This window comes from Arthrobacter sp. P4_F10, from assembly GCF_056401435.1.
Map to the genome: position 1 here is coordinate 155,059 of NZ_JBFUJJ010000002.1, position 25,853 is coordinate 180,911.

23 protein-coding genes are annotated in these 25,853 nt (G+C 69.4%); 8 read left to right on the top strand and 15 right to left on the bottom strand.

The window, feature by feature from the left end:
* Nucleotides 1-114: 114 nt before the first annotated feature.
* From nadB to AC1DR1_RS03600, 3 genes are read right to left on the bottom strand one after another with little or no spacing between them, the layout of a single operon-like run.
* Nucleotides 115-1,872, bottom strand: coding sequence for an L-aspartate oxidase (gene nadB / locus AC1DR1_RS03590; RefSeq protein ID WP_476966700.1), 1,758 nt, complete (start codon nt 1,870-1,872; stop codon nt 115-117).
* Complete coding sequence (gene nadA / locus AC1DR1_RS03595; protein WP_476992188.1) at nt 1,869-3,176, bottom strand: quinolinate synthase NadA; 1,308 nt, start codon at nt 3,174-3,176, stop codon at nt 1,869-1,871. The genes nadB and nadA overlap by 4 nt, the downstream gene beginning before the upstream one ends.
* Nucleotides 3,173-3,889: an NUDIX hydrolase gene (locus tag AC1DR1_RS03600; RefSeq protein ID WP_229993872.1), complete on the bottom strand. Its 717-nt coding sequence runs from the start codon at nt 3,887-3,889 to the stop codon at nt 3,173-3,175. The genes nadA and AC1DR1_RS03600 overlap by 4 nt, the downstream gene beginning before the upstream one ends.
* Nucleotides 3,890-4,106: 217 nt before the next feature.
* Here AC1DR1_RS03600 and AC1DR1_RS03605 point away from each other — a divergent pair, with 217 nt between their 5' ends.
* The gene (locus AC1DR1_RS03605) at nt 4,107-4,751 is read left to right on the top strand and encodes a maleylpyruvate isomerase N-terminal domain-containing protein (RefSeq protein ID WP_229993862.1); all 645 of its coding nucleotides are present in this window, start codon (nt 4,107-4,109) and stop codon (nt 4,749-4,751) included.
* Nucleotides 4,752-4,764: 13 nt separating this feature from the next.
* Here AC1DR1_RS03605 and AC1DR1_RS03610 read toward each other — a convergent pair whose 3' ends face one another.
* Nucleotides 4,765-5,253, bottom strand: a complete 489-nt coding sequence (locus AC1DR1_RS03610; RefSeq protein WP_229993861.1) for an Lrp/AsnC family transcriptional regulator — start codon at nt 5,251-5,253, stop codon at nt 4,765-4,767.
* 186 nt (nt 5,254-5,439) lie between these two features.
* On the opposite strand from AC1DR1_RS03610, the gene AC1DR1_RS03615 reads away from it, so the two are divergent.
* The 5 genes from AC1DR1_RS03615 to AC1DR1_RS03635 all read left to right on the top strand — a co-directional run bounded on the left by AC1DR1_RS03615 (nt 5,440) and on the right by AC1DR1_RS03635 (nt 10,224).
* Nucleotides 5,440-6,840 (top strand): amino acid permease, encoded by a 1,401-nt coding sequence (locus AC1DR1_RS03615; RefSeq protein ID WP_229993860.1) that lies wholly within the window; start codon nt 5,440-5,442, stop codon nt 6,838-6,840.
* Between the two features lie 126 nt (nt 6,841-6,966).
* Nucleotides 6,967-8,004 carry a thiamine pyrophosphate-dependent enzyme gene (locus AC1DR1_RS03620; RefSeq protein ID WP_229993859.1) on the top strand — a complete coding sequence of 346 codons (1,038 nt, stop codon included), beginning with the start codon at nt 6,967-6,969 and terminating at the stop codon, nt 8,002-8,004.
* On the top strand, nt 7,997-9,070 hold the full coding sequence (locus AC1DR1_RS03625) for an alpha-ketoacid dehydrogenase subunit beta (RefSeq protein ID WP_476966702.1): 1,074 nt from the start codon (nt 7,997-7,999) through the stop codon (nt 9,068-9,070). The genes AC1DR1_RS03620 and AC1DR1_RS03625 overlap by 8 nt, the downstream gene beginning before the upstream one ends.
* On the top strand, nt 9,063-9,392 hold the full coding sequence (locus tag AC1DR1_RS03630) for a biotin/lipoyl-containing protein (RefSeq protein ID WP_018775751.1): 330 nt from the start codon (nt 9,063-9,065) through the stop codon (nt 9,390-9,392). The genes AC1DR1_RS03625 and AC1DR1_RS03630 overlap by 8 nt, the downstream gene beginning before the upstream one ends.
* A gap of 4 nt (nt 9,393-9,396) precedes the next feature.
* Nucleotides 9,397-10,224 (top strand): alpha/beta fold hydrolase, encoded by an 828-nt coding sequence (locus AC1DR1_RS03635; RefSeq protein WP_229993857.1) that lies wholly within the window; start codon nt 9,397-9,399, stop codon nt 10,222-10,224.
* Between the two features lie 97 nt (nt 10,225-10,321).
* On the opposite strand, the gene AC1DR1_RS03640 is transcribed toward AC1DR1_RS03635, so the two are convergent.
* The 3 genes from AC1DR1_RS03640 to AC1DR1_RS03650 all read right to left on the bottom strand — a co-directional run bounded on the left by AC1DR1_RS03640 (nt 10,322) and on the right by AC1DR1_RS03650 (nt 13,871).
* On the bottom strand, nt 10,322-11,656 hold the full coding sequence (locus tag AC1DR1_RS03640) for an MFS transporter (protein WP_229993856.1): 1,335 nt from the start codon (nt 11,654-11,656) through the stop codon (nt 10,322-10,324).
* Nucleotides 11,657-11,819: 163 nt separating this feature from the next.
* A complete protein-coding gene (gene hpaB / locus AC1DR1_RS03645; protein ID WP_229993855.1) occupies nt 11,820-13,274 on the bottom strand; it encodes a 4-hydroxyphenylacetate 3-monooxygenase, oxygenase component in 1,455 nt (484 codons plus the stop codon).
* 57 nt (nt 13,275-13,331) lie between these two features.
* Nucleotides 13,332-13,871 carry a flavin reductase family protein gene (locus AC1DR1_RS03650; protein WP_229993854.1) on the bottom strand — a complete coding sequence of 180 codons (540 nt, stop codon included), beginning with the start codon at nt 13,869-13,871 and terminating at the stop codon, nt 13,332-13,334.
* Between the two features lie 201 nt (nt 13,872-14,072).
* Between AC1DR1_RS03650 and AC1DR1_RS03655 the strand changes: the two genes are divergently transcribed.
* Nucleotides 14,073-14,789, top strand: coding sequence for an IclR family transcriptional regulator (locus AC1DR1_RS03655; protein ID WP_229993853.1), 717 nt, complete (start codon nt 14,073-14,075; stop codon nt 14,787-14,789).
* Nucleotides 14,790-14,911: 122 nt separating this feature from the next.
* Here AC1DR1_RS03655 and AC1DR1_RS03660 read toward each other — a convergent pair whose 3' ends face one another.
* The 6 genes from AC1DR1_RS03660 to AC1DR1_RS03685 all read right to left on the bottom strand — a co-directional run bounded on the left by AC1DR1_RS03660 (nt 14,912) and on the right by AC1DR1_RS03685 (nt 22,667).
* On the bottom strand, nt 14,912-16,312 hold the full coding sequence (locus AC1DR1_RS03660) for an MFS transporter (RefSeq protein ID WP_414645552.1): 1,401 nt from the start codon (nt 16,310-16,312) through the stop codon (nt 14,912-14,914).
* Nucleotides 16,313-16,448: 136 nt separating this feature from the next.
* Complete coding sequence (locus tag AC1DR1_RS03665) at nt 16,449-19,520, bottom strand: AAA family ATPase (RefSeq protein ID WP_476992189.1); 3,072 nt, start codon at nt 19,518-19,520, stop codon at nt 16,449-16,451.
* On the bottom strand, nt 19,517-20,698 hold the full coding sequence (locus AC1DR1_RS03670) for an exonuclease SbcCD subunit D (RefSeq protein ID WP_229993850.1): 1,182 nt from the start codon (nt 20,696-20,698) through the stop codon (nt 19,517-19,519). The genes AC1DR1_RS03665 and AC1DR1_RS03670 overlap by 4 nt, the downstream gene beginning before the upstream one ends.
* Nucleotides 20,699-20,790: 92 nt before the next feature.
* Nucleotides 20,791-21,816 (bottom strand): MIP/aquaporin family protein, encoded by a 1,026-nt coding sequence (locus tag AC1DR1_RS03675; RefSeq protein WP_476992190.1) that lies wholly within the window; start codon nt 21,814-21,816, stop codon nt 20,791-20,793.
* A 156-nt stretch (nt 21,817-21,972) separates the two neighbouring features.
* Nucleotides 21,973-22,245, bottom strand: coding sequence for a DUF202 domain-containing protein (locus tag AC1DR1_RS03680; protein ID WP_476992191.1), 273 nt, complete (start codon nt 22,243-22,245; stop codon nt 21,973-21,975).
* A 65-nt stretch (nt 22,246-22,310) separates the two neighbouring features.
* Nucleotides 22,311-22,667, bottom strand: coding sequence for a YidH family protein (locus tag AC1DR1_RS03685; RefSeq protein WP_476992192.1), 357 nt, complete (start codon nt 22,665-22,667; stop codon nt 22,311-22,313).
* Nucleotides 22,668-22,854: 187 nt separating this feature from the next.
* Between AC1DR1_RS03685 and AC1DR1_RS03690 the strand changes: the two genes are divergently transcribed.
* Entirely contained in the window at nt 22,855-24,060 is a 1,206-nt protein-coding gene (locus AC1DR1_RS03690; RefSeq protein ID WP_476992193.1) for an ADP-ribosylglycohydrolase family protein, read from the top strand.
* An 11-nt stretch (nt 24,061-24,071) separates the two neighbouring features.
* Here AC1DR1_RS03690 and AC1DR1_RS03695 read toward each other — a convergent pair whose 3' ends face one another.
* Complete coding sequence (locus AC1DR1_RS03695) at nt 24,072-24,623, bottom strand: DUF4395 domain-containing protein (protein ID WP_476992194.1); 552 nt, start codon at nt 24,621-24,623, stop codon at nt 24,072-24,074.
* A 138-nt stretch (nt 24,624-24,761) separates the two neighbouring features.
* Nucleotides 24,762-25,778, bottom strand: a complete 1,017-nt coding sequence (locus tag AC1DR1_RS03700) for a 3'-5' exonuclease (protein ID WP_476966707.1) — start codon at nt 25,776-25,778, stop codon at nt 24,762-24,764.
* Nucleotides 25,779-25,853 lie beyond the last annotated feature (75 nt).

Sequence of the window (25,853 nt, forward strand, 5' to 3'; positions counted from 1 at the left end):
GGAGGACGGCCAGGACGGCGGCCTCGGGCAGGCTCCCGGCGAGCGCCGCGGCACGGGAGGGCACGGCTTCCGGGGCTGCGGTTTCCGGTGAAGCGGTTGCGTGGGCAGTGGTGGTCACGAGGAAATCCTTTGCATGGAATGGGTGAGGGCTGAGGTGGCGTCCGTGTCGGCCCGGTAATGGGCACCGACGGATTGTGTGCGCTGCCGGGCCGCCGCCACGAGGAGTTCCGCAGCCAGCAGCAGGTTCCGGTCCTCATGGGCATCCTGGCCGAGACAGGCGCTGTGTCCGGCGCTGGGCCCGGCGTGGACTCCGCATTCAAGGCCGGCGGTTTCAGGGCCGGCGGCCCACTGCGCCAGCTGGAGCGCGGCGGCGTCGAGGCCGGCGCCCGTGCGGGTGACTCCCGCAGCCGCGGTCATGAGTCTCCCCAGGGCCGCGCGGGTGAACGGAACCTCCGCCGCGCCGGTGCCGCCTGTCTCTGGGGTAGCAGCCTCTGGGGTAACGGCCGCCGCGGGCGGGACATGGCTGCCCGGCTGGAGGTCCCCGCGTGCCGGCGAGAGCCAGGCCGCCTCCGGCACGGGCGCACGCAGGAAGTCCTCCACCGCACGGCGGCCGAACACGAGGCCCTCAAGCAGCGAGTTGCTCGCCAGCCGGTTTGCCCCCTGCGCGCCCGTGCGGGCGACCTCGCCGGCGGCATACAGGCCCGGAACCGATGTGCGGCCCTTCAGGTCGGTGCACACGCCGCCCATCCAATAGTGGGCGGCCGGGGACACGGGTACCGTCTCCGCGGTCCAGTCGTAGCCGGCGGCGAGGGTGGCGGCCGTGATGGTCGGGAACCGCCGGGCCAGGAAGCCCGCACCCTTCTCTGCCTCGACGCCACGGGCGTCCAGGTAGACCGGGCTGTCCAGCGCGGCCCTGGTGGCCGACAGGTGCAGGGCGATGCTGCGGGAGACGACGTCGCGGGGGGCCAGCTCGGCATCGGGGTGGTAGTCCGGCATGAAGCGGTATCCCGCGGAATCCAGCAGCACCGCCCCCTCGCCGCGGACCGCTTCGGAGATGAGCAGGGCCGGCGGGCCGCCAGGGACCTCCTGGGCGGCAAGGGTGGTGGGGTGGAACTGAAAGAACTCGAGGTCCCGCACCGCGGCGCCGGCACGCCAGGCCAGGGCCAGCCCGTCGGCGGTCGCGACGGAGGGATTGCTGGTGCGGGCAAACAGCCGCCCGGCACCGCCGGTGGCGAGCAGGACGGCGTCGGCAGCGAGCTGCTGGGGCCGTCCGCCGGCCAGGTAGGCCACGCCGGTGACCCGGGCCGGCGTCGGGGGCGTGCCGCCGGGCTGTGACAGAGCATCCGGTTCCGTCAGGAGTTCGGTGACGAACGCGCTGGTCTCCACCCGGAGCCGGCCGTGGACAGCACGATCCAGGACTGCGCGTTCCAGGACGGCGGCGACGAGCCCGCGGGCGATGCAGGCGCCCGTCGCGTCCCCGCCGGCGTGCAGGATGCGCGGCGCCGAGTGCGCCGCTTCCAGGCCCAGGGCCGGTCCGCCGTCGGGACCCGCGTCGAAATGCACGCCATAGCGGCCCAGGCCGGCGATGTCCCGGACGGCCTCGGTGCATAGGACACGGACTGCCTCGGCGTCGTTGAGCCCGGCACCGGCGGCGAGCGTGTCCGCGATGTGTGCTGCCACGGAGTCCCCGGGGGCGGCATCCTCCGGGGCCAGCACGGCGGAGATGCCGCCCTGGGCGTAGAAGGTGTTGCTCTGCTCCAGCGTCCCCTTGCTCAGGAGGACCACCTCGATGTCACGGCCGCTTCCGGTGGCGAGCAGCGCGGCGTAGAGCCCCGCAACCCCGCTGCCGACAATCACCAGCCGCCTGGTCACGGCCGCGCCGCCAGCATGCGTTCCAGCGCCACCTTTGCCGGGGCGGCAACGTCCTCTTCCACGGTGATGCGGTTCAGCACCTCACCGCGGACGAGCGCTTCCAGGACCCAGGCAAGGTAGCCGGGGTGGATGCGGTACATCGTGGAGCAGGGGCAGATCACCGGGTCCAGGCAGAAGATGGTGTGCTGCGGGTATTCCGCCGCGAGGCGGTTCACCATGTTGATCTCGGTGCCGATCGCAAACGTGGTGGGTTCGGTGGCCGCGGCGATGGCTTTCTTGATGAAGTCGGTGGAGCCCGCGGAATCGGCGGCGTCCACCACCTCCATGGGGCATTCCGGGTGCACGATCACCTGCACGCCGGGGAACTCTGCGCGGGCCTTTTCGATCTGGCCAACGTTGAAGCGCTTGTGCACCGAGCAGAAGCCGTGCCAGAGGATCACCCGGGAATCGAGCAGGGTCTGTTCGTCATTGCCGCCGAGGTCCTTGCGCGGGTTCCACATCGGCATCTGCTCCAGCGGCACCCCCATGGCTTTGGCGGTGTTGCGGCCCAGGTGCTGGTCCGGGAAGAACAGCACGCGCTGGCCGCGCTCGAACGCCCACTCCAGCACCGTCGCGGCGTTCGAGGACGTGCAGACGATCCCGCCGCGCTCGCCGCAGAAGCCCTTAAGGGCTGCGGAGGAGTTCATGTAGGTGACCGGGATGACCGGGACCCGGCCGTCGGCGTCGGGCTCCGTGCCGAAGACTTCCTCAAGCTGTTCCCAGCACTCGGTGACCGAGTCGATGTCCGCCATGTCGGCCATGGAGCAGCCCGCGGCGAGGTTGGGCAGGATCACGGCCTGGTCCGGCCGGGACAGGATGTCCGCCGTCTCGGCCATGAAATGCACGCCGCAGAAGATGATCGCTTCCGCGTCCGGCCGGGTCAGGGCCGCATTGGCGAGCTGGAAGGAATCGCCCACGAAGTCGGCATACTCGATCACTTCGTCGCGCTGGTAGAAGTGCCCCAGCACGACGGCGCGGTCCCCCAGTGCCGCTTTGGCGGCGCGGATCCGGGCGTCGAGTTCGGCGTCGCTGGCAAGCTTGTACTCCTCCGGGAGCTGGCCCTGCCGGGGCGTCGAGGCCGGCGCGGCGTCGGCGGAGGAGGCGCCCGGCCCGTAGGCGGGGACACCGGCGAGGGCTTCGGCGAGGTCGTAGTCCCAGGGCCCGCGGGCCAGCGCGGGGCTGCAGGTGGAGGCGGCCGCGCGCCCCGTCATGGTCGTGGCCTGCTCGCGCGTGATCAGCTGGATTGCCGTGTTGACGCTGCTCATGGTGTGCTCCTGTTGTCTGGGTCAAGGCCTGGGCGGCCGGTAAAGCGGTAGAGGCGTGGCGGGCGGTGCTTGCCGCCCTGCAGATAGTGATCGGTTTCTTCGATTTCCGGCGTGGCCTTGACCTGCCGGCGGAAGTTGGCGGGATCGAGTTCGCGGTCCAGGACGGCCTCGTAGACTTCCCGGACCTGGGCGAGGGTGAAGTACTCGCCCAGCAGGTGGTAGGCGATGGATCCGTAGGCCATCTTGTTGCGCAGCCGCCACAGGGCGTAGTCGATGATCGCGTTGTGGTCGAAGGCCAGCTCGCCGAGCCCGTCGGCACGGAACCAGCGCACGTTCTCCGATTCGTCGGCGAGCGCGGCCTCCGTCGGCTGGACGAGCGCCCAGTACACAATCGAGACGACGCGCTGGGTGGGCGAGCGGTGCAGCCCGCCAAAGGCGTAGAGCTGTTCGAGGTAGTTCGGGGCCAGCCCCGTGGTCTCGCGCAGGTTCCGCGAGGCGGCGTCCTGGAGTGACTCGGAATGCGTGAGCGGGCCGCCCGGCAAGGCCCAGAGGCCTTTGAACGGCTCGCGGATCCGGCGCACCAGCGGAATCCACAGCGTGGGCCGTCCGGACCGCTCGCTGGGGCGCAGCGCAAAGATCACAGTGGAGATGGCCAACGACGGCGGAGCGGTCTGGCGCTCCGAGACGTTGGCTGCTGTGGTGTAAACGGTGATCCACCCGCCCTCTTGGGTCCCGGGCGGGTCCGCGATGGACTGCCCGGACAGATCCGGTCCGACCGCCGGATTAGTTATAGTCAATTTGACTAGAACTAATGATACGGCGACGCTGGCCGGGCGCAAAATGTTTCAGGTCACATGCCCGGCCCTGGGGCGGCCCGGGCGTTCGGCCCGGGCTTGCCTGCGGGTGCCGGCACCGGTATTAATCGGGGCTATGGACTCAGAAGATATGGACCCGGAGGGTATGGACGCAGCAGCAGTCAGGGCCTGTTACGCGGGAGCGGCCCAGGCGTTCCTGGAGGTCGCCGGACGGGTACCGCATCAGGGGTGGTCGCGGCCGGCACTGGGTGAATGGGATGTCCGGGCACTGACCGGCCACACGAGCCGCGCACTGACAACCGTGGAGACCTACCTCGCCACCCCGGCCGCCGGGGAGCGGGTGGCGGGTCCGGTGGAATACTTCCTGGCCGTTCGGGGCGTCGCCTCGCCGGATGCGATCGCGCAGCGAGGCAAGGAAACCGGGGACGCCCTGGGCGAGGATCCAGCCGCAGCGGTGCGGGAGCTGGTCCAACGGGTCACCGCCCTCGTCAGGAACACGCCGGACGATGCCCTTCTGGCCACCCCCGCCGGGGTAATGACGCTCGTCGACTACCTTCCGACCCGGACCTTCGAGCTGGCCGTGCACACCCTGGACCTGGCGCGCGCCCTGGGGCTCCCGGCGCCCGCTTCCCTGGCCCCGGCGGTCGCGGCCTCGCTGGAGCTCGCCGGAGCCATCGGCTCCCGGCTGCCGTCCGCCGGTGAGCTGCTGCTCTTGCTCACCGGCCGGACCGGCCTGCCCGGAAACCTGAGCGTCCTCTAGCCCACGGCCCGGTTCACCCGCCTGGCTTCTCACTGCTTGCGGCCGCGGCTTCGAGCAGCGGCAGGGTGCGCCCCTGGAAGTGCGTGTTGAGGACGATCACGGAGGAGGACCGCAGGATCGTCCGGGTGGCAATCATGGCATCGAGGACGCGCTGGAGGTCAGAGTTGGACCGTGCCGCGATGCGGGCCATGAGGTCCGAGCTCCCGGACACGGTGTGGATCTCAATCAGTTCGGGGATCCTCGCCATGGCCTCCACGACGGCGTCGTGCCCGAGATCCTGGTTGATCGTGAGGGAACAGAACGCCACCACCGGGAAGCCGAAATGTGCCGGGTCCGGCTGCGGCACCCAGGAGCCGATCACCCCGCCGGCCTGCATCCGGTCCAGCCGCGACTGCACCGTCGCCCGGGCCACCTTCAGCACCCGGGAGGCTTCCAGGACCGAGGCCCTGGGAGAATCCGTGAAAAATCGGACAATCTTTGCATCCAGCGGATCAACGTCCATGGATTTTTCCTTTCCACGCGGCCCGGGTGGGACAAACCGCCGCCAATACCCTGATTCAGTTAGCAAACTGCCATCATGCTCTCACGCCGCCGGCGCCCCGGCGATCGTTAGCGCCGGCATAAAGACGGTAAATTCAATAGGTCCCATAAGGACGCACAGATCCAAACCACACAAAGGTTCGCCAGTATGACAACGAAGTCCATAGCGAAGTTGCCCACTGCCCTCCCGGCCCCGAAATTGGGGCACAGCATGAAGCCGCGCCAGCTGACCATGATGGGATTGGGCAGCGCGATCGGCGCCGGTCTGTTCCTCGGCTCGGGGGCCGGAATCCAGGCGGCGGGACCCGCCGTCCTGATCTCCTACCTCGTCGCCGGAACCCTGATCATCCTGGTCATGTGGGCGCTCGGCGAGATGGCCGCGGCCAACCCCAACAGCGGCGCCTTCTCCGTCTACGCGCAAAAGGCGATGGGCAAGACCGCCGGCGCGACCGTCGGCTGGCTCTGGTGGCTGCAGCTCGTGGTGGTCATCGCGGCCGAAGCCCTGGGTGCGGCTGCGCTCCTGTTCACCGTGTGGCCGGTGATTCCCGTCTGGGCGCTGTCACTGATCTTCATGGCCCTGTTCACGGCAGTCAACCTCGCCGGCGTGAAGAACTTCGGCGAGTTCGAATTCTGGTTCGCCATCCTCAAGGTCGCCGCCATCGTGCTGTTCCTGGCCATCGGCGCGGCCCTGCTGCTGGGCTGGCTGCCGAACGTCCCGTCCCCCGGGCTCAGCAATTTCACCTCCGACTTCGCCCCGGCAGGCCTGGGCGGCATCGCCACCGCACTCTTTGTGGTGATCTTCGCCTTCGGCGGCACCGAGATCGTCAGCGTGGCCGCAGCCGAGACGGAGAACCCGGCGCACAGCGTCGGCCAGGCGATCCGCACCGTTGTGTGGCGGATCCTCGTGTTCTACATCGGCTCGGTATTCGTCATCGCCGCCGTCCTCCCCTCGACCTCGGCGGCCTTGAAGTCCCCGTTCGCCGGCGTCCTCGACGTCGCCCGCATCCCGGGTGCCGGTGCCGCGATCACCCTGGTCGCCGTCGTCGCGCTTCTCTCCGCGCTGAACGCCAACCTCTACGGCGCGTCCCGGATGGTCTTCTCGCTGTCCGAACGCGGCGAAGCCCCGCGGTTCCTCTCGAAAGTCAACACGGCACGCGTTCCCGTGGTGGCCGTGGGCGTCTCGGTGGCCTTCGGCTTCCTCGCCGCCGTCCTGGAACTGCTCTTCCCCGACCAGATTCTCCCGGCACTGTTCCAGCTTGTCGGCTCCACCTGCCTCGTGGTCTGGGGCACGGCCCTCGTGTCCCAGCTGATCCTGCGGCGCCGGGCGGACCGTGACGGCACCGTGCTGCCGCTGCGCATGAAAGGCTTCCCCGGGCTGACGGTCTTCGGACTGGTGCTCCTGGCGCTGATCTTCGCCGTCGGCTTCAGCAGCCCGGAAACCAGCACGCAGCTCTTCAGCACCCTGGCATTGGTGGCCGGCATCGCTGCGGCGTGCTGGATCAGCGCCCGGATCACCCGCAACCGCCGCGCCAGCGTCGAGGCTGACTAGCCGACCAGCCGGGGCGCTAGACAAATTGTAAGGCGTCCCGGCGCTACGGGCGGCAGAAGTGTGCAGTCTGGGCACCCCGGCCTAGGCTGATTGCCCACCCCGCCGCCGGTGACTAGGGTCACAGGCATGGATACACTTCTCCCCGTGGCTTCCGGCGGCGCTGCCGGGCCGCTCACTGCCGACGAGCTCCGAGAGCTCTATTCGCTGATGGTGGCCGTCCGGCACCTCGACACCTCGGCCATCGCCTGGCAACGGCAGGGCATCATCCCCGGCTACGCCCCCGAGCTCGGCCAGGAGGCGGCCCAGGTGGGCAGCGGCTACGCCGTGGACACCACCCGGGACTTCGTCTTCCCCACCTACCGCGAAATGGGCGTCGCCCGGACCATGGGGGTGGACATGGTGGCCTACATGTCCACCCACAAGGCCACGTGGCACGGCGGCCTGTACAACCCGATGGAATCCCGGCTGGCCCCGATCCAGGCGGTCGTCGCCGGGTCCGTCCTGCACGCCGTCGGCTGGGCCCACGGCCAGACGCTCGATCAGCAAGACGGCGTCGCCCTGACCTACTTCGGCGACGGCGCCTCCTCGCAGGGCGATGTGCACGAGGCGATGAACTTCGCCGCCGTGATGAAGGCCCCGGTGGTGTTCTTCGTCCAGAACAACGGCTGGGCCATCTCGGTCCCCACCGAACGGCAGGTCGCCGGCGGCTCCGTCGCGGCCCGCGCCGCAGGCTACGGGATCCCGGCGCTGAAGATCGACGGCGACGACGTCGTCGCGGTCCTCGAGGCGACCCGCCGCGCCTTCGCCCATGCCCGCTCCGGCAACGGCCCGGTGCTCATCGAGGCCATGACCTACCGCCGCGGCCCGCATTCCACCTCCGATGATCCGGGCCGCTACCGCTCCCTCGACGAGGAACGCGACGGCGCCGGCATTGACCCGCTCGAGCGGCTCCGGCAGCGGCTGCTGGCCGAGGGAATCGCGGACGAGGCATTCTTCGCCGAGGCGCTGGCCGCGGCCAAGGCCGAAGAGGAGCAGATCCGCACCGGCATCCAGGCTCTCGGCTCCCGTCCCGGAACTGAAATGTTTGACCTGGTCTTCCAGGAAACCACCCCTGCCCTGCAGGCCCAGGCCGCCAACTGGCGCGAGGAGTCCGAACATGTCTAACTCGATACTCGAAGGCGCAAACGCCACCGGCGACGACACTGCCACCAACACGGCCGCAGACAGCCCCGCACCAACCACCGTGATGTCGATGCAGCAGGCGCTTAACCGTGCCCTCGACGAGGTCCTCGCGGACAACCCCAAGGCCGTCATCTTCGGCGAGGACTGCGGCCGGCTCGGCGGCGTCTTCCGCATCACCGACGGATTGCAGGCCAAGCACGGCGCGCAGCGCGTCTTTGACACCCCGCTGGCGGAATCGGGCATCCTCGGCATGTCCGTGGGCCTGGCGATGGCCGGGTTCCACCCCATTCCCGAGGTCCAGTTCGACGGCTTCGCCTACCCGGCCATCAACCAGATCGTCTGCCAGATCGCCCGGATGAACTACCGCAGCCGGGGCACCATGCCGATGCCCATTACCCTGCGCGTGCCCAGCTTCGGCGGCATCCGGGCCCCCGAACACCACGGCGAAAGCCTCGAGGCGCTCTTCGCCCACGTGCCGGGCCTGAAGGTGGTCTCGCCGTCCAACCCGCATGAGGCCTACCACCTGCTCAAGTACGCCGCCACGCGGCCGGACCCGGTGATCTTCATGGAACCGAAGTCCCGTTACTGGCAGAAGGGTGAGGTGGACGCCGCCACGCACGATGCAGGCGGCGGCTCCCCCACCGGCGCCAAGGTGATGCGCGAAGGCCGCCACCTCACGCTCGTCGCGTGGGGCGCCATGGTCTCCCGCTGCCTGCAGGTGGCCGAGCTCGCCGCCGAGGACGGGATCGACATCGAGGTCCTGGACCTGCGCTGGCTCAAGCCGATCGACGCCGAAGCTTTGACCGCGTCCGTGCGCAAGACGCGCCGCGCCGTCGTCGTCCACGAAGCGCCGCTGACCTCCGGCCTCGGCGCCGAGGTGGCGCAGCTGATCACCCAGAGCTGCTTCGACACCCTCAAGGCACCGGTGGAACGCGTCACCGGCTTCGACGTCCCGTACCCCTCGGGCGACCTCGAAGATGAATACATCCCGAACATTGACCGGATCCTCTTCGGCATCCAGCGAGTATTGGAGTACAAACGTGGCTGAAATTTCCTTCCCGCTCCCCGATCTCGGCGAGGGCCTGATCGAGGCAACCGTGCTGGAATGGCTGGTTTCACCGGGCGAGCAGGTGGAGCGCAACCAGCCGCTCGTGGAGGTCGAAACCACCAAGTCGGCCGTTGAATTGCCCAGCCCGCAGGCAGGTAAGGTAGTGCGTATCTACGGCGGGCCCGGTGACAAGATCAATGTCGGCGAGCCCCTGATTGTGTTTGAGGTGCCGGACAACACCGCCGGCATCGTGGGCACGGTCCCGAAGGAAGAGGCACCAAAGCGCCGGGTCCGCCTGAGCGCAGTACTTGATGAGGACTAAGAGCATGAGCGGCAGACACACCGGCGAACTGCATTCCCACACCGTGGAGGGCACCGACCCCCAGCTTTACGTGCAGGTGCATGAGCCCCAGAACGACGCCGGGCTCCGTCCGGTCCTGCTGCTGCACGGGTTCTCCTCCTCCTCCAAGCTCAACTGGGAGGACTCCGGCTGGCTGGCCGCGCTCCTGGAGGCCGGCCGGCGCGTCATTACCGTGGACCTGCCCGGCCACGGCCGCAGCGGTGCGCCCGAGGACATGGACTCCTACTCCCCCAGCCGGATCCGCGCGGACCTGCTGCAGATCGTGTTCGACGCCGGCGTGCGGCCGCTGCGCGACGGCGACCCGTCCAGCGGGCTCGACCTGATCGGCTATTCGCTGGGATCCCGGCTTGCCTGGGAGTTCGGCGCCACCCAGCATGAGCTGGTGCACCGGCTGGTCCTGGGCGGCCCCAACGTCGCCGACCCCCTGGCGGACTTCGACCTGATCGCCGCGCAGCGGTACTTGGCCGACGGCACGCCGATCGCGGACGAATCAACCGCCGGGCTGCTGAAGATGGCCATGCTGCTGCCCAGCAACAACATCTTCGCCCTGCTGTCCCTTATCGAGGCGATCAAGACCGAGCCGTACGATCCCGCCGAGGCGGTCCCGCACATGCCCATGCTCCTCGTAGCGGGGGAACAGGACGACCGGGCCGCCTCCATGCCGGAGCTCGCCGCCCTCGGCGCCAAGGCCGGCGGCATGGTCGAACAGCTGGTGCTGCCGGGCCGCAACCACACCAACGCCATCACCAGCCGCGCCTTCAAGCAGGGTGCCATCAGCTTCCTGGGCGTCTAGGCCGACAGGCAGCCGCCAACACAGGCCAACACAAAAAGAGGCACGGACCGCGGTCCGTGCCTCTTTCGTGTCTTGCCTTGCCTACCGGGACAACAGCCTAGTGGTGGCTGCTGACGCCGAGCGGGCGGCCCTTCGTCTCCCCGGCCAGCAGCACGCCGACCGCGGAGATGACGCAGAGGATCATGATGTAGATACCGATGGAACCGGTCCACCCGGTGCCCTGCAGCAGGACCTCAGCGATGGTGGCAGCGAACGCACCGCCGAGGATGGCGCCGAAGGCGTAGCCGATCGAAATGCCCGAGTAGCGGACGTTCGCCGGGAACATCTCGGCGTACATCGCGGACATCGGGCCGTAGGAGAGGCCCAGGCCGATCGTCAGGACGAACAGCGCGACGCCGTAGAGCACGATGTTCTTGGTGTCGATCAGCGCGAACATCGGGATCATCCAGGCAAAGACAATTCCGTAGCCGAGCAGGAACGTCTTGACGCGGCCGATCTTGTCCGACAGCCAGCCGCCCGCCAGGGTGAAGATCAGCCAGCCGAAGGAAGCCAGCGTGGTGGCCAGCAGGATCTGCGCGGTAGGCATTTTCAGGGACTTGGTGGCGTAGGAGATGAAGAACGCAATCAGCAGGTAACCGGCGGCGTTGTTGCCGATGAAGATCATCGTCGAGTAGAGGACGGCCTTCTTGTGGTTGCGGAGAAGCTCGCCCAGGGGCGCCTTGCTCCCTTCCTTGCGCTCCTGCATCTCCTTGAAGACGGGGCTCTCGGCGACCGCCCGGCGGATCAGGTAGCCGACGACGATCAGCACGATGGAGAGCAGGAACGGAACCCGCCAGCCCCAGGCCGCGAAGTCTTCCTTGGACATGGACGTGTTGAGGAAGAACAGCAGGCCCGTCGCGAGGATCATGCCCACGGGCACGCCGATCTGCGGGTAGGCCCCGAACAGGCCACGCTTGCTCTTGGGAGCGTGCTCGACTGCCATCAGCGCGGCACCGCCCCATTCGCCACCGGCGGAGAAGCCCTGGACAACACGGAGCAAGATCAGCAGGACCGGGGCCCAGAAACCGATCTGGGCGTAGGTCGGCAGCAGGCCGATCAGCGCCGTGGCGGCACCCATCATGATGAGGGTGAAGACCAGCATGGCCTTGCGGCCGAGGCGGTCACCGAGGTGGCCGGCGACGATGGCGCCGAGCGGGCGGAACAGGAAGCTGATACCGATGAGGGCAAAGGACAGGATCTGTGCCAGGCCCGGGTTGGAGGCGTTCAGCGGTGCCAGGAACAGCGGTGACAGCAGCGTTGCCGTCAGCTGGGCGAAGATGAAGAAGTCGTACCACTCAATGGTGGTACCGACCAGTGTGCCCGCGAGGACCTTGCGTTCCTCATGCTTGCTGCTGGGGCCCGCCTCGGTATCGACACGTGAAGTTGCGGTCATTGAAACTCCGTTGCTGGGGGCAGAAATACTGCCCGGGGGTGGGTGCGAAGTGGATAACTGATTGCCTCGTGAATTACTGATTGAACGGTCAGTTAGTAACCTGAATACTACTATGAAATGTGTGATAGGGCACACATATTCGCTGAGGAATGTCTTCCGCGGATCAGTCCGCGCGGTTGAGCAGTTCGCGGACCCTGGCCCGGACCGGCTCGCGGTCGTAGCTGTTCACGAGGGCGCTGGCCATGCGGACCGGATCCCCGAAGAAGAAGTACTCGTACAGCGACTGGCGCCCGGAGAACCCGGAAATGGAGGCGTCGAAGGCCAGTTTGAAGAGCCGGACGCGTTCGGGGCCCGTCAGGGACTTGCCCTGCAGGTACAGCTCGATGTCCGCCCGGGCCTCGCTGTTGACGTCCGCCTCGCCCGGCAGGGCCATGAGGCCCGACGCCGAGAACTTGCGGATGATCTGCGGGAAGCGCTGGGCCATCTTCGGATACCAGTTGCGGGCGGCATTCAGGGTGGTCCACTTCGGCAGCATGACGCCGGCGTCGTTGAGCCCGGCGTCGGCCTCGGAGGCGCGGACCAGCGCCTTGCCGATTTCGACGTCGATAATCAGCTCGGCGATGTCTTCCTGAATGTGCTGGAAGCCGTCAATGCCGATCGACTCGGCCAGTTCCGACGCCAGGCCCAGGAAGAACTCGCTCTTGGCGATGGTGCGGGTAACCACCTGGTGGGTCATCAGCGCGCCGGCGCCGGTTTCGGCGTAGAAGCTGTTGCACAGCTGCGGGTTGCCGAGCATGAAGATGCGCTCGTTGGGCACGAAGACGTGGTCAAAGACTGCGACGGCGTCCATTTCCTCATAGCGGGAGGCCAGCGGCTCGTCGTGGGTGCTGCCGCCGTTGTACAGCGAGGTACGGCAGAGGTAGCGCAGGCCCGGGGAGTCGTTGGGGATGGCGAACGCGTAAGAGTAGGGCGCGTCTTCCGGGGTGCCGCGCAGGACGGTGGACGGGAACACGAGGAGCTCGTCTGCGATCGGGGCGATGGTGGCGAGCATGCGTGCGCCCTGGATGACGACCCCGTCCCCGCGCTCCTCCACGATCCGGGCCGAGAGCTGGCCGCCGAGCTGCTCCGAGCCGGAGACCGAGCGGTTAACCTGCGGCGGGATGAGGGTGTGCGTGGCGAGGACGTCGTTTTCCCGGGCCCACTCGTAGTAGTTGCGGATGTTCTCGCCGAACTTCGGATCCGCCTGCGCGAACCACTTGCCGGCCGTGCCCAGCGCCGTGAGCGCGGAGTTCATGTAGTCCCCGGAGCGGCCAAGGAAGCCGTTGGAGGACTCGGCCCAGGTGGAGATGGCGCGGCGGCGCCGCTGGAGGTCCTCAATGGTCTTCGGCACCAGGAAGGATGCGTTGACCAGGTCCCCGGTGCTGGGCGAGGCGTAGGTGAGCGCCTCCTGGTACTTCCGGTCGTGCTGCATGTCGAAGAGCCCGGCGTAGGAGCGGGCCACATTGCGGAAGGCCGGGTGTTCGGCGATCTTCTCGCTGACCACCTCGCCGTCGATCACCACGTGCGGGGTCATGGCGTTGAGCTTGTCCAGGTACTGCCGTCCGGTACGGATACCCATTGGTCTTTCCTCCAGTCGTCGTTGAGCTGAAACGCGTTGAATGGATGTGGTGCGGCGCTAGAGCAGGTCCTCCATGCCCAGCTGGCTTTCCGGGATGGTGGTGAAGGTGCTGTTGGCGAACGCCAGGGCGTCGCCGTTGCGGTAGTTAAAGTCCACTACCTCGCCGATATACAAGGTGTGGTCCCCGCCGTCGTACGCCGCCCAGGGCTTGCATTCGAAATAGGCGAGGACATTGGACAGCCGCGGCGCCGTGTCCCCTTCCACCCACAGCGGCTCGGGGCCGGGGCGGCCGGCGAAGTGCATGGCCAGGTGCCGCTGCTCGGCGCCGAGGATATTCACCGTGAAGGGCCGGCCGGTGAGTTCATTGTGGGCCTTGGCAGTGCGGGCGATGCTCACCAGCACCAGCGGCGGCTCCATCGAGACCGACGTGAAGGAGTTCACGGTGATGCCGTGGCGCTTCGTTACCCCGTCGAAGGTCACGATCGCGACGCCGGTGGCAAACCTGCCGAGGCTGCCCCGGAAGTGGCTCGCCCGCGGCGCAGACAGCGGGCCCTGGCCCTGGACACCCCCGGCGTGGTCGCGTGGCTTGGCAATCATCACTGATCCCCTGCGTTCGTTGCGGTCTTGTTAGGCTGCGGTTTGTATGACCTATGTTTTGGGTCACCTGTGCTTTGAACCCTTGGTGTTCTATAATCGAACAAGTAGTTCCCATATAGAACGCTAGCGGACCGTGAGCCGGAACACAAGGGTTGCCCGGCACGCCCGGCGTCCAGCGACCCCGCACCTAGGATGGACCCCATGACCCCGAACGCCGGCACCGCCCAGGCTTCCCCGTCCCAGACGCTGTCCCGCGGCATCAGGGCGCTGGAGATCCTCGCCGAGGCGCAGCAGCCGCTCACCATTGCCGAACTCGCCGATGCCATGGGCGTCCACCGCTCTGTGGCCTACCGGATCCTGCGCACCCTGGAGGACCATTCGCTGCTGGTGCGCGATGACGGCGGCCGCGTCCAGCCCGGACCGGGCCTCGCCGTCCTGGCCCGCGGGGTCTCCCGCAACCTGCAGTCGGCGGCCCTGCCGGAGCTGACCCTGCTGGCCAACACCCTGACCATGAGCGCCTTCGTGGCGGTCTGGGACCGGGAGGAGTGCGTGACGCTGGTGACGGTGGATCCGCGGCACAGCGGCGCCGCGGTGGTGCAGCACCCGGGGTCGAGGCATCCCATCAGCGCCGGGGCACCGGGCATCGCCATCCAGTCCGCCTTCCCGGAACAGGAGTGGCGGGCCTTGGTCCCGGGCATCCCGTACCGGGCCGAAGCGGCCGAGGCCCGGCGCCGCGGCTTTGCCGCCAGCCATGACGAGGTGATCCCCGGTGTGTCGTCCATTGCGGTGCCGCTGCGCGTGCCGGGCAGCCGGCCTGCCGCCCTCGCCGTCGTCTATATCCGCGCCGCGCAGGATCCGGACGAGGTCGCCGGGGCCCTCACGGAGGCGGCCCGGCGCATCGAGGCGCAACTGGGCTAAGTGCGTGGAACGTGCCGCCGTCGCCCGCTCCCTCCGATGCCCTATCAGTAGATGTCCCCTTGATTGACTTTGCCGCCGTTTTAGGGACCACAAGTGATAGCGCAACGGCGGGTTAGCGGGGGTTAGGCGGCCGGTGCCGGCTTCCGCCCGCGTTGCCGCAGTACGACGGCGGCGGCCGTTCCCAGCAGGAACAGCGCCGTGGCGGCGCACACCGGAACCAGGAACGCCGCCGAATACCCGAAGTTCTGGGCCAACTGCCCGGCGATGGAGGATCCGAGCGCGGTGCCGGCGACAATGCCGCTGGCCAGGGCCGTCATGACCGTGCCGAGCTTCCCGGCCGGTGCCACGAGGCCGCCGATGGCGAAAACCGTGACCATGAGCGGGCCGACGGGCAGGCCCAGGACGAACAGCACAAGGACCATGGGCATCGCCGTCGTGGGCAGCAACAGCAGGGACGCGAGCCCGGCCATGAGGGCCGCGCAAGCAATCCAGCGGACGTTCACCGTGAGGCGGCGGGGCCAGTACGCGACCGAGAGGGCGGCAGCCGCAGAGCTCAGTCCCATCGCGGCGTAGAGCAGGCCCGCGAGCTCGGACGTGGCGAAGCTGGCAGAGAAGGAACTCAGGGATGTCTGGGTGGAGCCGAAGAACGTGCCCATGCACACCATCGCCAGCACAGGAAGGGCGACGGCGGCGAAGGTTCTGGCGCGCTGGGCGGCCGTGCGGCTGCCCGCGTGCCGGTCCCCCGCCGCGGCGGGAGCCGTGCCGGCGGGCCGACGCCGCGCTGTGCGGATCACCGCGTGGTGCGTGGGGTGCACGGCGAAAGCGGGTACGAGGACGACAGTCAGCGCAGCGGCGAGGGCCAGCGGCAGCCACGGCGCGAGCAGGCTCGCGAGGATGCCGACCAGTGCCGGGCCGAGCACGAACGTGAGCTCGTCCGCGGTGCTCTCATAGGACAGCGCGGTGTCCAGGTCCGCGGAGTTTGCGGCCGCCCCTCGCCCGGGTGTCCGGGAGGTCAGCGCCATCCAGCGGACGCGGGCCAGCGGACCGACCTGCGGGCAGCTGGCCCCGGCCACGAAGGCCGCGGCCAGCACGGGGACAGCGGCGGCGAGGTCCTGCGCCCCGGGACTGAGGTATGCCGCGAGGATCAGGGCGATGATGGCCACGGTGTTGGCGATGGCGGACACGAGCAGGACGCGGCGCTGGCCGAGCCGGTCGGCGAGGACGCCCAGGACTGGAGCGCCCAGTGCGGAACCGATGCCGACGGCTCCGGCGGCGGCGCCGCCCACGGCGTAGGAGCCCGTGACGGCGGTGACGAGCGTCAGGGCGCCGACGGTGAGCATGGCCAGCGGCAGGCGGGCGAAGAGTCCCAGCGGGATGAAACTGCGGCCGGCGAGCAGCGGCAGCCGCGCAAAGCGGCCGCCCTTGGCGGGCGCGGGGGCCGGCAGTGCGGCAGTCGAAATGAGGGCGTCGGTCGAAAATGGGGCGTCAAGAGTAGACGCCAAAGAAGACGGTGAAGGGTTCATGGTTTCCGGGTTCGCTCAATAGTGCGCATCGTCCCTCCTCCCGATGCGCGCGACCCGGTAACAGATCAATGATAGCCGATGCCCGGACGGCCGGCCCGGGACGGGGGGTCGGCGACGAGGGGTCGGAAACGAGAGCTCAGACCCGGGTGTCGTCGCTGATGTGCAAGGTGGAGCCGCTGCGGCCCTTGACCACCTGGAGCTGGGTGCCAATGCGCTGTTTCATTTCCGCCACATGGCTCACGAGCCCCACTACCCTGCCGCCGTCGCGGAGGCCTTCGAGGGCGTCCATGACTTGTTCCAGCGCCTGCTCGTCGAGGCTGCCGAAGCCCTCGTCCACGAAGAGCGTCTCGATGTCCACGCCGCCGGACTCGTGCTGCACAACGTCTGCCAGCCCGAGGGCCAGGGCCAGTGAGGCCATGAAGGACTCGCCGCCGGAGAGGGTGGCGGTGTCCCGGCGCTGGCCGGTCCACTCATCCACGACTTCCAGGCCGAGGCCGGACTTCGCGCCCCGAGCGGCCTTGGCATCGGTGTGCTGCAGCGTGTAGCGGCCGTCGCTCATGCCGATCAGGCGTTCGGAGGCAGCGACGGCCACCTGCTCAAGCCGGGCGGCGAGGACGTAGCTGTTCAGGCTCATGCGGTAGGTGTTGTCGCCTCCGCCCTTGGCGGCGTCTGCCACGGCGGCGAGCAACGCGGCCCGGTCCCGCGGTTCCCTGCCGGCGGCGGCGAGTTCGGCGTAGTCACCGGCGATGCGTCCGAGGGTCCGGCGCGAGTTTTCCGCCAGCCCGGCCGCCAGCAGGGCTTCCCGGGCTTTGCGGTCGGCCGCCGCCGACTCCGTCCTGAGCTCTTCGAGGGCGGCGTCGCTGACGAGGTCCCCGGCGGCCCGCTCGGCCGCTGCCAAAGCCAGGTCCTCTCCGGCGAACAGTTCCTGGATCCTGGCGGCTTCGTCCTGACCGGCCCGGATGGCCGTTTCGAGGCGTGTTGCCACCGGCGCCGGCAGCAGTGCTTCCCGCGCGGCGGTTTCAGTGCTGAAACCGGCTGCGGGCAGGGCCTGCTCAAGTTGCCGGCGTGCCTCCGCGGTGCGGGCGGCGGCCTGTTCGAGGGCCGACTGCGCGGCGTGGGCGTGTTCCAGGACCGCCGTCGTTGACGCCAGGGCGGCGATCCGCTGTTCGAGGGTGGCGTGGCCGGCGCGCAGCTTGTCCAGGGCGCGTTCCAGGGCCGCTGCCTGTTCGTCGATTTCCGCGATCGTGGATTGCGTTTGGGCGATGCCGGCGGCGGCGTCGGCCTGCGCCCGGTCCGCGGCGGCGATGGCCGCCTCGAGTTCTGCCAGCCGGGCCCGGCTGGCGGCAAGGTCCGTGGCGGCGCGGCCGGCCTCGTCGGCCCGTTCGCGGGCCAGTGCCGCTTCCGCGCGGGCTTCCCCGGGAGGTGTGCTGCCGCCCTGGGCTGCCAGGACGGCGACGTTCTGGTGGGCGTCGGCGAGATCGCGCCCGAGGGCAGCGAAGGCCTCTTCTGCCATGTCGCTCGCTAGTTGCGCGGCCTCCTCAGCCTCGGCGACAGCCAGTGCGGAGGCTGCGGCGGGGGCCGGCGCCGGGTGCTCCGGGCTGCCGCAGACGGGACAGGGGACTCCGGCGAGGAGTTGGGTGGCGAGCTCGGCCGCGGCATTCGTGAGCCGTTGCTCACGGAGGTCCAGCCAGTGCTGCCTCCGGTCCTGGTGTACGTTCCGGGCCGCGGCGTGCTGTTCCGAGATTGCCGAGCACCCGGCCTCGGCGGCGAGGAAGCGGCCGACGATGGTCACGAGTTCGTCAGCTGCCGTGGCCTCCTTGGTGCGCAACTGGACTTCCGCGGCTACCTCTTCGAGGGGGCGGATTCCGGCGGAGAGGGCCGCCGACTCGGAGCGCAGGGCGGCCAGGGCGGCGGCACCGGTCCCCCGCCCGGTTTCCAGCTCCTGCAACTGCTGGCGCAGCCGGCGGCCGCGGTCAGTGAGTCCGATGAGCCGGGATTCGTCGGGCAGGCGTTCTGTGAGCACGGCGTGCAGGGACCGCAACCATGCAAGGGTGCTTCGGACGGCCGCGCTGTCCAACGGGGCATGCGGGCCGGCAGCGTCCCCCTCCCCTGCGTCGATGAGATCCTGCCCGGCGAGCTCCGTGTCCGTCAGCGCCGCGGACCGCAGCCGCCGCGCGGCCTCCGCCAGGGCCGTTCCTGCCAGGTCCTCGGCTGCCGCGGCACTTTCGACGGCCCGCAGCTGGCCGCCAAGCACTTCGGCCTGGCGGTGCAGGCCGAGCGTGCCGGCTTGATCCGCCAGGACGGGGGCGGCGGCGTCGGCGTCAATCCGTCGCAGTTCCGCGGCGGCAAGTTTGGCATGGCGGTTTGCCCGCGCGTTGGCGGCCTCCAACAGTGAGGCATGGTCAGCGGCCTGTTTCCCGGCCGTTGCGGCGGCGGTCCGTCGGCCGTCCGCGGCAGTTGCCGCAGCCTCGTCAAGCCAGGCCAAAAGGGCATCGGGCTGGTCCCTGCCGGGGGCGCCGGCGGGGTCGAGTTCGAGCGCCGCGGTTTCGGACTCTGCCTGCGCCAGCAGCAGGTCCAGCTTCGTGTTGAGGCTTGCGACCTCCGCCTTGGCGGCTTGGGCCTGCCGGGATAGTTCCTGTTCCACGGCTTCAAAGCGCTGGGTGCCGAAAAGGCTCTGCAGCAGCTCCAGGCGGTCCGATGCCTTCGAGCGCAGGAACGCCGCGAAGTCGCCCTGCGGGAGCATCACCACGCGCGTGAACTGGTCCCGGTTCATGCCCAGGACGTCGGCGATCTCGGCCCCGGCCTCATCATTCCGGCCGGACTTCTCCACCCACGCGCCGTCGACGCGTTCGCGCAGCAGCGTGTTGGCCTGCTGGAGCGTGAAGCCGTTCTTGCCCCGGGCGCTCGGCTTGTCCCAGGCGGGCGCCCGGGAGACTTCGAAATGCCGGCCCTTGGCCGAGAACTCGCAGGTGACGCGGGGCTCGGCGGCGGCCTCCGCGTGGTCGCTGCGCAGCCGCTTCCCGTCCTGCCGGGCTCCAGGAACCGATCCGTAGAGGGCGAAACAGATGGCGTCCAGGACGCTGGTCTTGCCCGCGCCGGTGGCGCCGTTCAGCAGGAACAGCCCGTGTGCGCTGAGCCGGTCGAAGTCGATCCGTTCCGTGCCGGCAAACGGGCCGAAGGCGGAAATCTCCAGGCGGTGGATCCTCACAGGGAAACCCCTTCCAGGCGAACGGCTTCGAGGGCCTCGGCGAGAACGGCTGCTTCGGCGTCGGAAGCGGGCCGGCCGCGGACGTGATCGAGGAAGCCGCAGCAGACAGAGAGGTCATCGTCAGCTTCGGCAAGCCGGCTGCTGTAGCTGGCCTTCGGCGCCGCGCCGGGGCCGTCGGGATCGAAGCCGAGCACCAGGGTGTCAGGGAACCGGGCCCGCAGGCGGTCCATCGCCTGTGCGGGGCGGGCGGCGTCCGTCAGCGTGATCTGGCAATAGGCGGCCTCGGCCCAGGCAAAGTCCTCCGCTTCGAGGAGATCGTCCAACTTCCCGCGCAGCACGGCCAAGGTCCGGGGCGCGTCCCAGTGCACTTCGCGCACCCCGCCGATTCCCTCGGCGCCGACTTCCACGAGCCAGCTGCCCTTCGTGTGCTTCGCTTCCGAGAAAGAGTAGGCCAGCGGCGAGCCGGAATAGCGCACCGCCGGGGAGAGCTCCTGCCGGCCATGCAGGTGGCCCAGTGCGGTGTAGCCAAAGCCGTCGAAGAGATCCAGCGGAACCGCTCCGACGCCGCCGATGCTCAGGTCCCGTTCGCTGTCAGAGCTGATGCCTCCGCTGGCGAAGGTGTGCGCCAGGACCACCGAATGGACGGTCCGGGTCTCGCTGCGGTGCCGCACGTCCTCACGGATCCGTTCGGTGGCGGCGCGTGTGACCTCGAAGTGGCTCGCGGTTTCGACGCCCAGCTGCTCGGCGACAAGCCGGGGCTCCAGCCAGGGGATCCCGTAAATGGCCAGCACCGGCGCTGCCTCGTTCTCGGCATCGTCCCCGAGCGGAAAGAGCACGGGCTGGTCCAGTTCGTTCAGCCGCGTGCGCAAATGCACGCCCCCGCGCTCGAGCAGCCGCGACGCGAAGCCCAGCCTGATGGCGGAGTCGTGGTTGCCGCTGGTCAGGACAACTTGGGCGCCGGCGCCGGTGAGGCGGACCAGGGCGTCATCCAGCAGGCCGACGACGTCGACTCCCGGCAGTGCACGGTCGTAGACGTCCCCGGCGATGAGGACAGCGTCCACCTTCTCTTCCCGGACAAAGGTCACGAGCTGGTCGATGAAGGCGCGCTGGGCATCCAGCATGCCGATGCCGTGGAAGGACCGGCCCAAGTGCCAGTCGGAGGTGTGCAATAACCGCATATTCCTACGGTATCGGCTGGCACCGACACTCTTGCGCCACCACCCCGGGAGGGTGACGGAGGTCAACTCAGGGTGATCGTGGCCGAGTGTGGTTATTTTCCGCCCTTGCGGTCGAAGAAGCTGCGGGCTTCGTCGTCCTGGGCGCGGGTGCGGGCGGGCGAAGCGGGGACGGCGGCGGCCTTCCCGTTGCCCAGGTGCCCGGCGCCGCCCGTGTGGGCGTGGTCCATGCCGTCGGCCAGCGCTGGGCCGTTCACTTCGGCGTCGGCCAGCTCGGCGTCGTCGAAGCCGGCGTCGTCCAAGTCGGCGTCGGCGAGCGCCGCGCCGGCCGGGTCAGTGGTCTGGGCAGAATGAACAGTGGAAAGCTCGAAGCCGCGGAAAACCAGCCCGGCGACGGCCGCACCGACCACCGGTGCCACCCAGAACAGCCACAGCTGCCCGAGCGCATCCGGGCCGCTGAAGATAGCCGACGCCGTGGCCCGGGCCGGGTTGAACGGAACATTGCCCAGCGCCTGGCCCAACTGCAGGAGCATCGCCGTCGTCAGGCCTACCGCGAAGGGTGCAGCCGCCTTGGCGGGATTCCGGCTGCCCGTCGTGGCCAGGAATACGGCCACGAGCACGGCAGTGCCGAGGACTTCCACGAGCAGGACGCCGGCCATGGGCACCTGGATGATCGAGTGCTCGCCGAATCCGGCAGCCACAGTGGCGAATGCGCCCTGGCTGTCGTTGATGGTCGGCACGGTGCGCAGGACGCCGAACAGGGCAACGGCCCCGAGCACCGCGCCCACGAGCTGGGCGCCGATGTACGCGGCGGCGTCGGTGAGCCGGATCCGGCCGGCGATGGCGTTGCCCACGGTGACGGCGGGATTGAAGTGGCCGCCGGAGACGTAGCCGACGGCCAGCATCGCCGCCGTCAGCGCCAGGCCGGCAGCCAGGGCGGCGGGCAGCGGGTTCGACTGCGGAATGGTGAACAGCGGCACGCCCAGGCCTGCGACCACCACGATCAGGGTCCCCAGCGCCTCGGCGGAGAGCCGGGCCACGAGTCGGGGTCGGGGCGAAACGCCGCTGGCGGCCGGTGGCTGGACGCCAACGGACTCGCGGGCCGGCACAAGCAAGGTCATGGTCGGGATTCCTTTGCTGGTGGCGGCGCGCCCTGGGCTGCAGTTGCGCCGTCGCTGGCCCGCCGCCGGGCGGTGGTCYGGTGCGGCCTCGGCCGCCCGGAGAATAGGTTCGCCAGCAGTCTGCCAGCGGAATCTGGATGTTGGCTGGAATCCGGCTTAGTGCCCCAGGGCCACGGCGGCCACGGCGCTGGCGGCAAGGACCACGACGGCGGCGGCGGCCCAGCGCAGCAGCGCGGCCGGCGGCGCGGCGTTGGACCGCCGGAGCTCCCGCCCGCGGACCAGCACGCACACCCCCACCACGGCCGTCGCGGCCATGGCGGCAAGCGCGCAGACACCAAGGAAATCAACGGGTCCCGTGGCGCCGCCCCGGGACCCCGCGAGCGCCCAGCTGCGCCAGATCAGCAGGTCCGCCACGATGAGGGTCAGCAACGTCCGGCGCCAAGACAGGGATGTCCGCTCGGGCTGCAGTCCGGGGTCCCGGGCCGCATGTGGCCTCACCGCGCCACCAGGATCAGTGCGGCGAACACCAGCGCCGCAACCGAGACGCCGATCGTCATCACCAGCATCACTCCGGAGAACGGCAGCTCCCTGTTGTTCCGCATGGCAGCCTCCATGAGTCCCCACCGGCGGTAGGACAGGGCTGCGAGGCCCGCGCCGAGGAACGCGAGGATGACGCACAGCGCAATGCGCACGGGTCCGGGCGCGATTTCCGGGGCCAGCTGGTCAATGGCCAGGGCGCCGGCAATCAGGGCCAGGGATGTCCGGATCCAGGCCAGGAACGTCCGCTCGTTGGCCAGGGAGAACCTGTAATCGGGAGTGGTCCCGGTCTTCCGCCACGCTGGTTCGCGCATTCGTTTCCTCCACTGCCGGACGGATACGCCGCCGGCGGTTGCTTCGCATGACCGCTGGACGGGTCCTAACAGCACCCTACCGGCGTTCCGCATCCGCCGACGCCCTGCACCAGTCCCCGGCAGTCAGTCCCCGTAGGGGGTTGGCGGCATTGCAGAGTGCCGGGCAGCGCCGGGTAAATTTGAGGGCATGAGCACCGAGCCCGGGACCAGCCCCGCACCCGCCCCAACACCCGGCCAGCCACACTCCCCCGCGCCGGCCCACGGCTCGCGCATCCACGGCTGCCTGCTGGGCGGTGCGCTCGGTGATTCGCTGGGCTACGCCGTCGAGTTCGACGACATTTCCGCGATCCGCGCCCGGTTCGGGCCCGCGGGCCTCCAAGATTTTTCCGCGCTCGACGCCGGCAGCCCGTTCTCCGACGACACGCAAATGACGCTGTACACCGCGGACGGCCTCCTCGAAGCACTGGAATGGGCCAACGACGGCGTGGCATCGGACATCAACGCGTGCCTGTGGCTCGCGTACCTGCGCTGGCTGGGCACCCAGGGCGTCGGGGTGCCGGCGTCGGCCCCGTTCCAGCCGCCACGCTGGATCGATGCCCAGGATGTCCTGAAGATCCGTCGTTCGCCCGGCAAGGCGTGCCTGAGCGGACTCGCCACGGGCGAGATGGGCACCGTGAAGCGACCGGTCAATCCGGATTCGAAGGGTTGCGGCACCGTGATGCGCTCGGCGCCGTTCGGCCTGATCCCCCACCTCGAACCCGGTACGGTCTACAAGCTCAGTGCCGATGCCGCATCCCTGACGCACGGGCACCCCGCGGCTCGTCAGAGCGCAGGAGTGTTCAGCCTGGTCATCCATGCCCTGTCGTCCGGCCGCGGTTTGCGCGAAGCGGCGGAATCGGCCCTCGGGCACCTGCGCGGCGGCATCCTGCGCAAGGGCGAAGATCCGGATCCGGACGTTGTGGCAAGGCTGGAGGCGGCCCTGCGGCTGGCCGGCAACCTGCCCGGTGACCTGCCCGGCGGCGGTGGCGTGCTCAGCCCCGAGGACCTGGTCAGCGAACTCGGCGAGGGGTGGGTGGCCGAGGAAGCCCTGGCCGTGGCGCTGTACGCCGTGCTTGCCACCGCCCCGGAAACCGGGACAGAAACGGCGACGGCGGACGCCGGCACTGCGGAGGTCAACACTGCCGAGGCCGATGCCCAGGCGCACTTCCGCGCGGCGATCGCCGTCGCGGTGAACCACAGCGGGGACAGCGACTCGACGGCGTCGATCGTGGGAAACATCCTGGGGGCGTTCTACGGCGAGCGGTGCCTGCCGGCAGACTGGCTCGCGGCGCTCGAGGCGCCGGAGGTCATCCGCGGCATGGCGGCGAGGCTGGCGGCCGTCACCGGCGCGTAGCTTCGGCGGATCTAGGCGCCGCGGAGCGAGATGTTGTTGCAGGCTTCGCAGACATCCGCGGGGATGAGCCCGCGGCGCTGCAGGAAGCCGAAAATGGTGCAGCCGAGGCAGAAGCCGGCGAACGCTTCAAGGGACGCGGCGGCTATCAGCACGGCGAGCAGGACCCACGCCGCAGGCGCGAGGCCCGCAGCCAGCAGCAATGCGGCCGCCGTCGATACGGCGGCACCGATGCCCTGGGCGAATCGCTTTGGCGGACCGGGAACAAGGCGGGTCCGCCCGAGCCAAGGCGTCAGGACCTTGACCGAGAGCTGGGCCAGGGGCGAGATCCGGGGGCCGAACAGCACGCGCAGCCAGAACCCGGCCGCGATGATGGCTAGCCCCCAGCCGAAACCGGTCAGCAGGGTCACCGCGGAAAGCGCCACCACCAGGGCGGCGGTGATCCGGGCTGCGTATTCGTTCACCGGGTTTGGGAACGCGAACACCCTTCGCCAGTCAATGCCGCGGGTCGACGGGACCGATGTCGACGGCACTGCGGGGGCCTGCGCATCCGTGGGTTTGCTCATCCGCCAAGGCTACGAGCGGGCGCGCCGTGGCGGGAATGATTGTTGCGCCATGTGACTGCTTGCTCGGGCAGGGCCGCTCCAGGCAGGGCCGCTCCAGGCAGGGCCGCTCCAGGCAGGACCAGTTCAGGCGGGACCGGTTCAGGCAGGTGCTGCGGCCAGGTGACCGCCGACCATCTGGAGGAATTCCCCCTCGGACAAGACCTCGATCCGCTGCCCGCGTTCGTGCAGTTCCAGGACGCGGCGCGCCTTGCCGGTGAGCCGGCCCGAGCGCAGGTCCGCGGCCACAAAGCCGTCGCCCACCACCAGGACGGTAGTGCGGGCCGTGACCCGGCTTTCAGGCGTGGCGCCGAGTTCGGCGGAGCGGACCTTGGCAACGGGGCGGGGAATCGCCAGTTCGCCGGTGAACACGACGGTCTGGCCGAACAGCGGATGGTCCGGGCTGGCGGCGGCGTTGGGCACCGGGTTGGGGCCTTCCTCCGGCCACCCGGCCACGAACCGGCGGCCAACAGGTGCGCCGGCAGTTCCCTGCGCGAGCGCGTCCAACGCGGCCAGCGTGGCCTTGGACAGCGGGTCGTGCCGGGGGTCGAACGCCGGCTGGTGCGACACCGCCATTCCCAGCGACAGATAGAGTTCCGCGATGCTCGCCGCCCCGTTGCGGGCGGCGATGTCGATCAGGATGCCGGCACAGGCACGGGCGTCCTCGGCGGCGTCGTGGTGGTTGACCAGCGGGACGCCGGCTTCCTCGGCGGCGTAGGGCAGGGAATTGGACACCAGGGAGTAGCAGCGCCGGGACAACATCACCGTGCAGACGTAGTCGTACGCGGGTCCGGCCAGCCCGGACACCTCCAGGCCGGAGCGGATCACGCCGAGATCGAACGCTGCATTGTGGGCCGCCAGCACGTCGCCGCCGATGAACGCGCCGATCTCCGGGAACAGTTCCCCGAACCGCGGCAGTCCCGCCACCTGGTCCGGCCGGATGCCGTGGATCCGGACGTTGTGGTGATCGAAGGTGTCATGGTTTTCCGGTGGCCGCATGAGCCAGGAGGCTTCCTCGACGACGACGCCGCCGCGGACCTTGCTCAGGCCAACAGCGCACGGCGAACCGCGAAAGCCGTTCGCGGTCTCAAAGTCGATCGCCGTAAAGTCCAAAGTCACGGCCCAACTTTACCGCCCGCGGGCGGCGGCCCCCGCACCGGGAACGGGCCCCGGGTCCGGCCGGCGGCCGTCAAG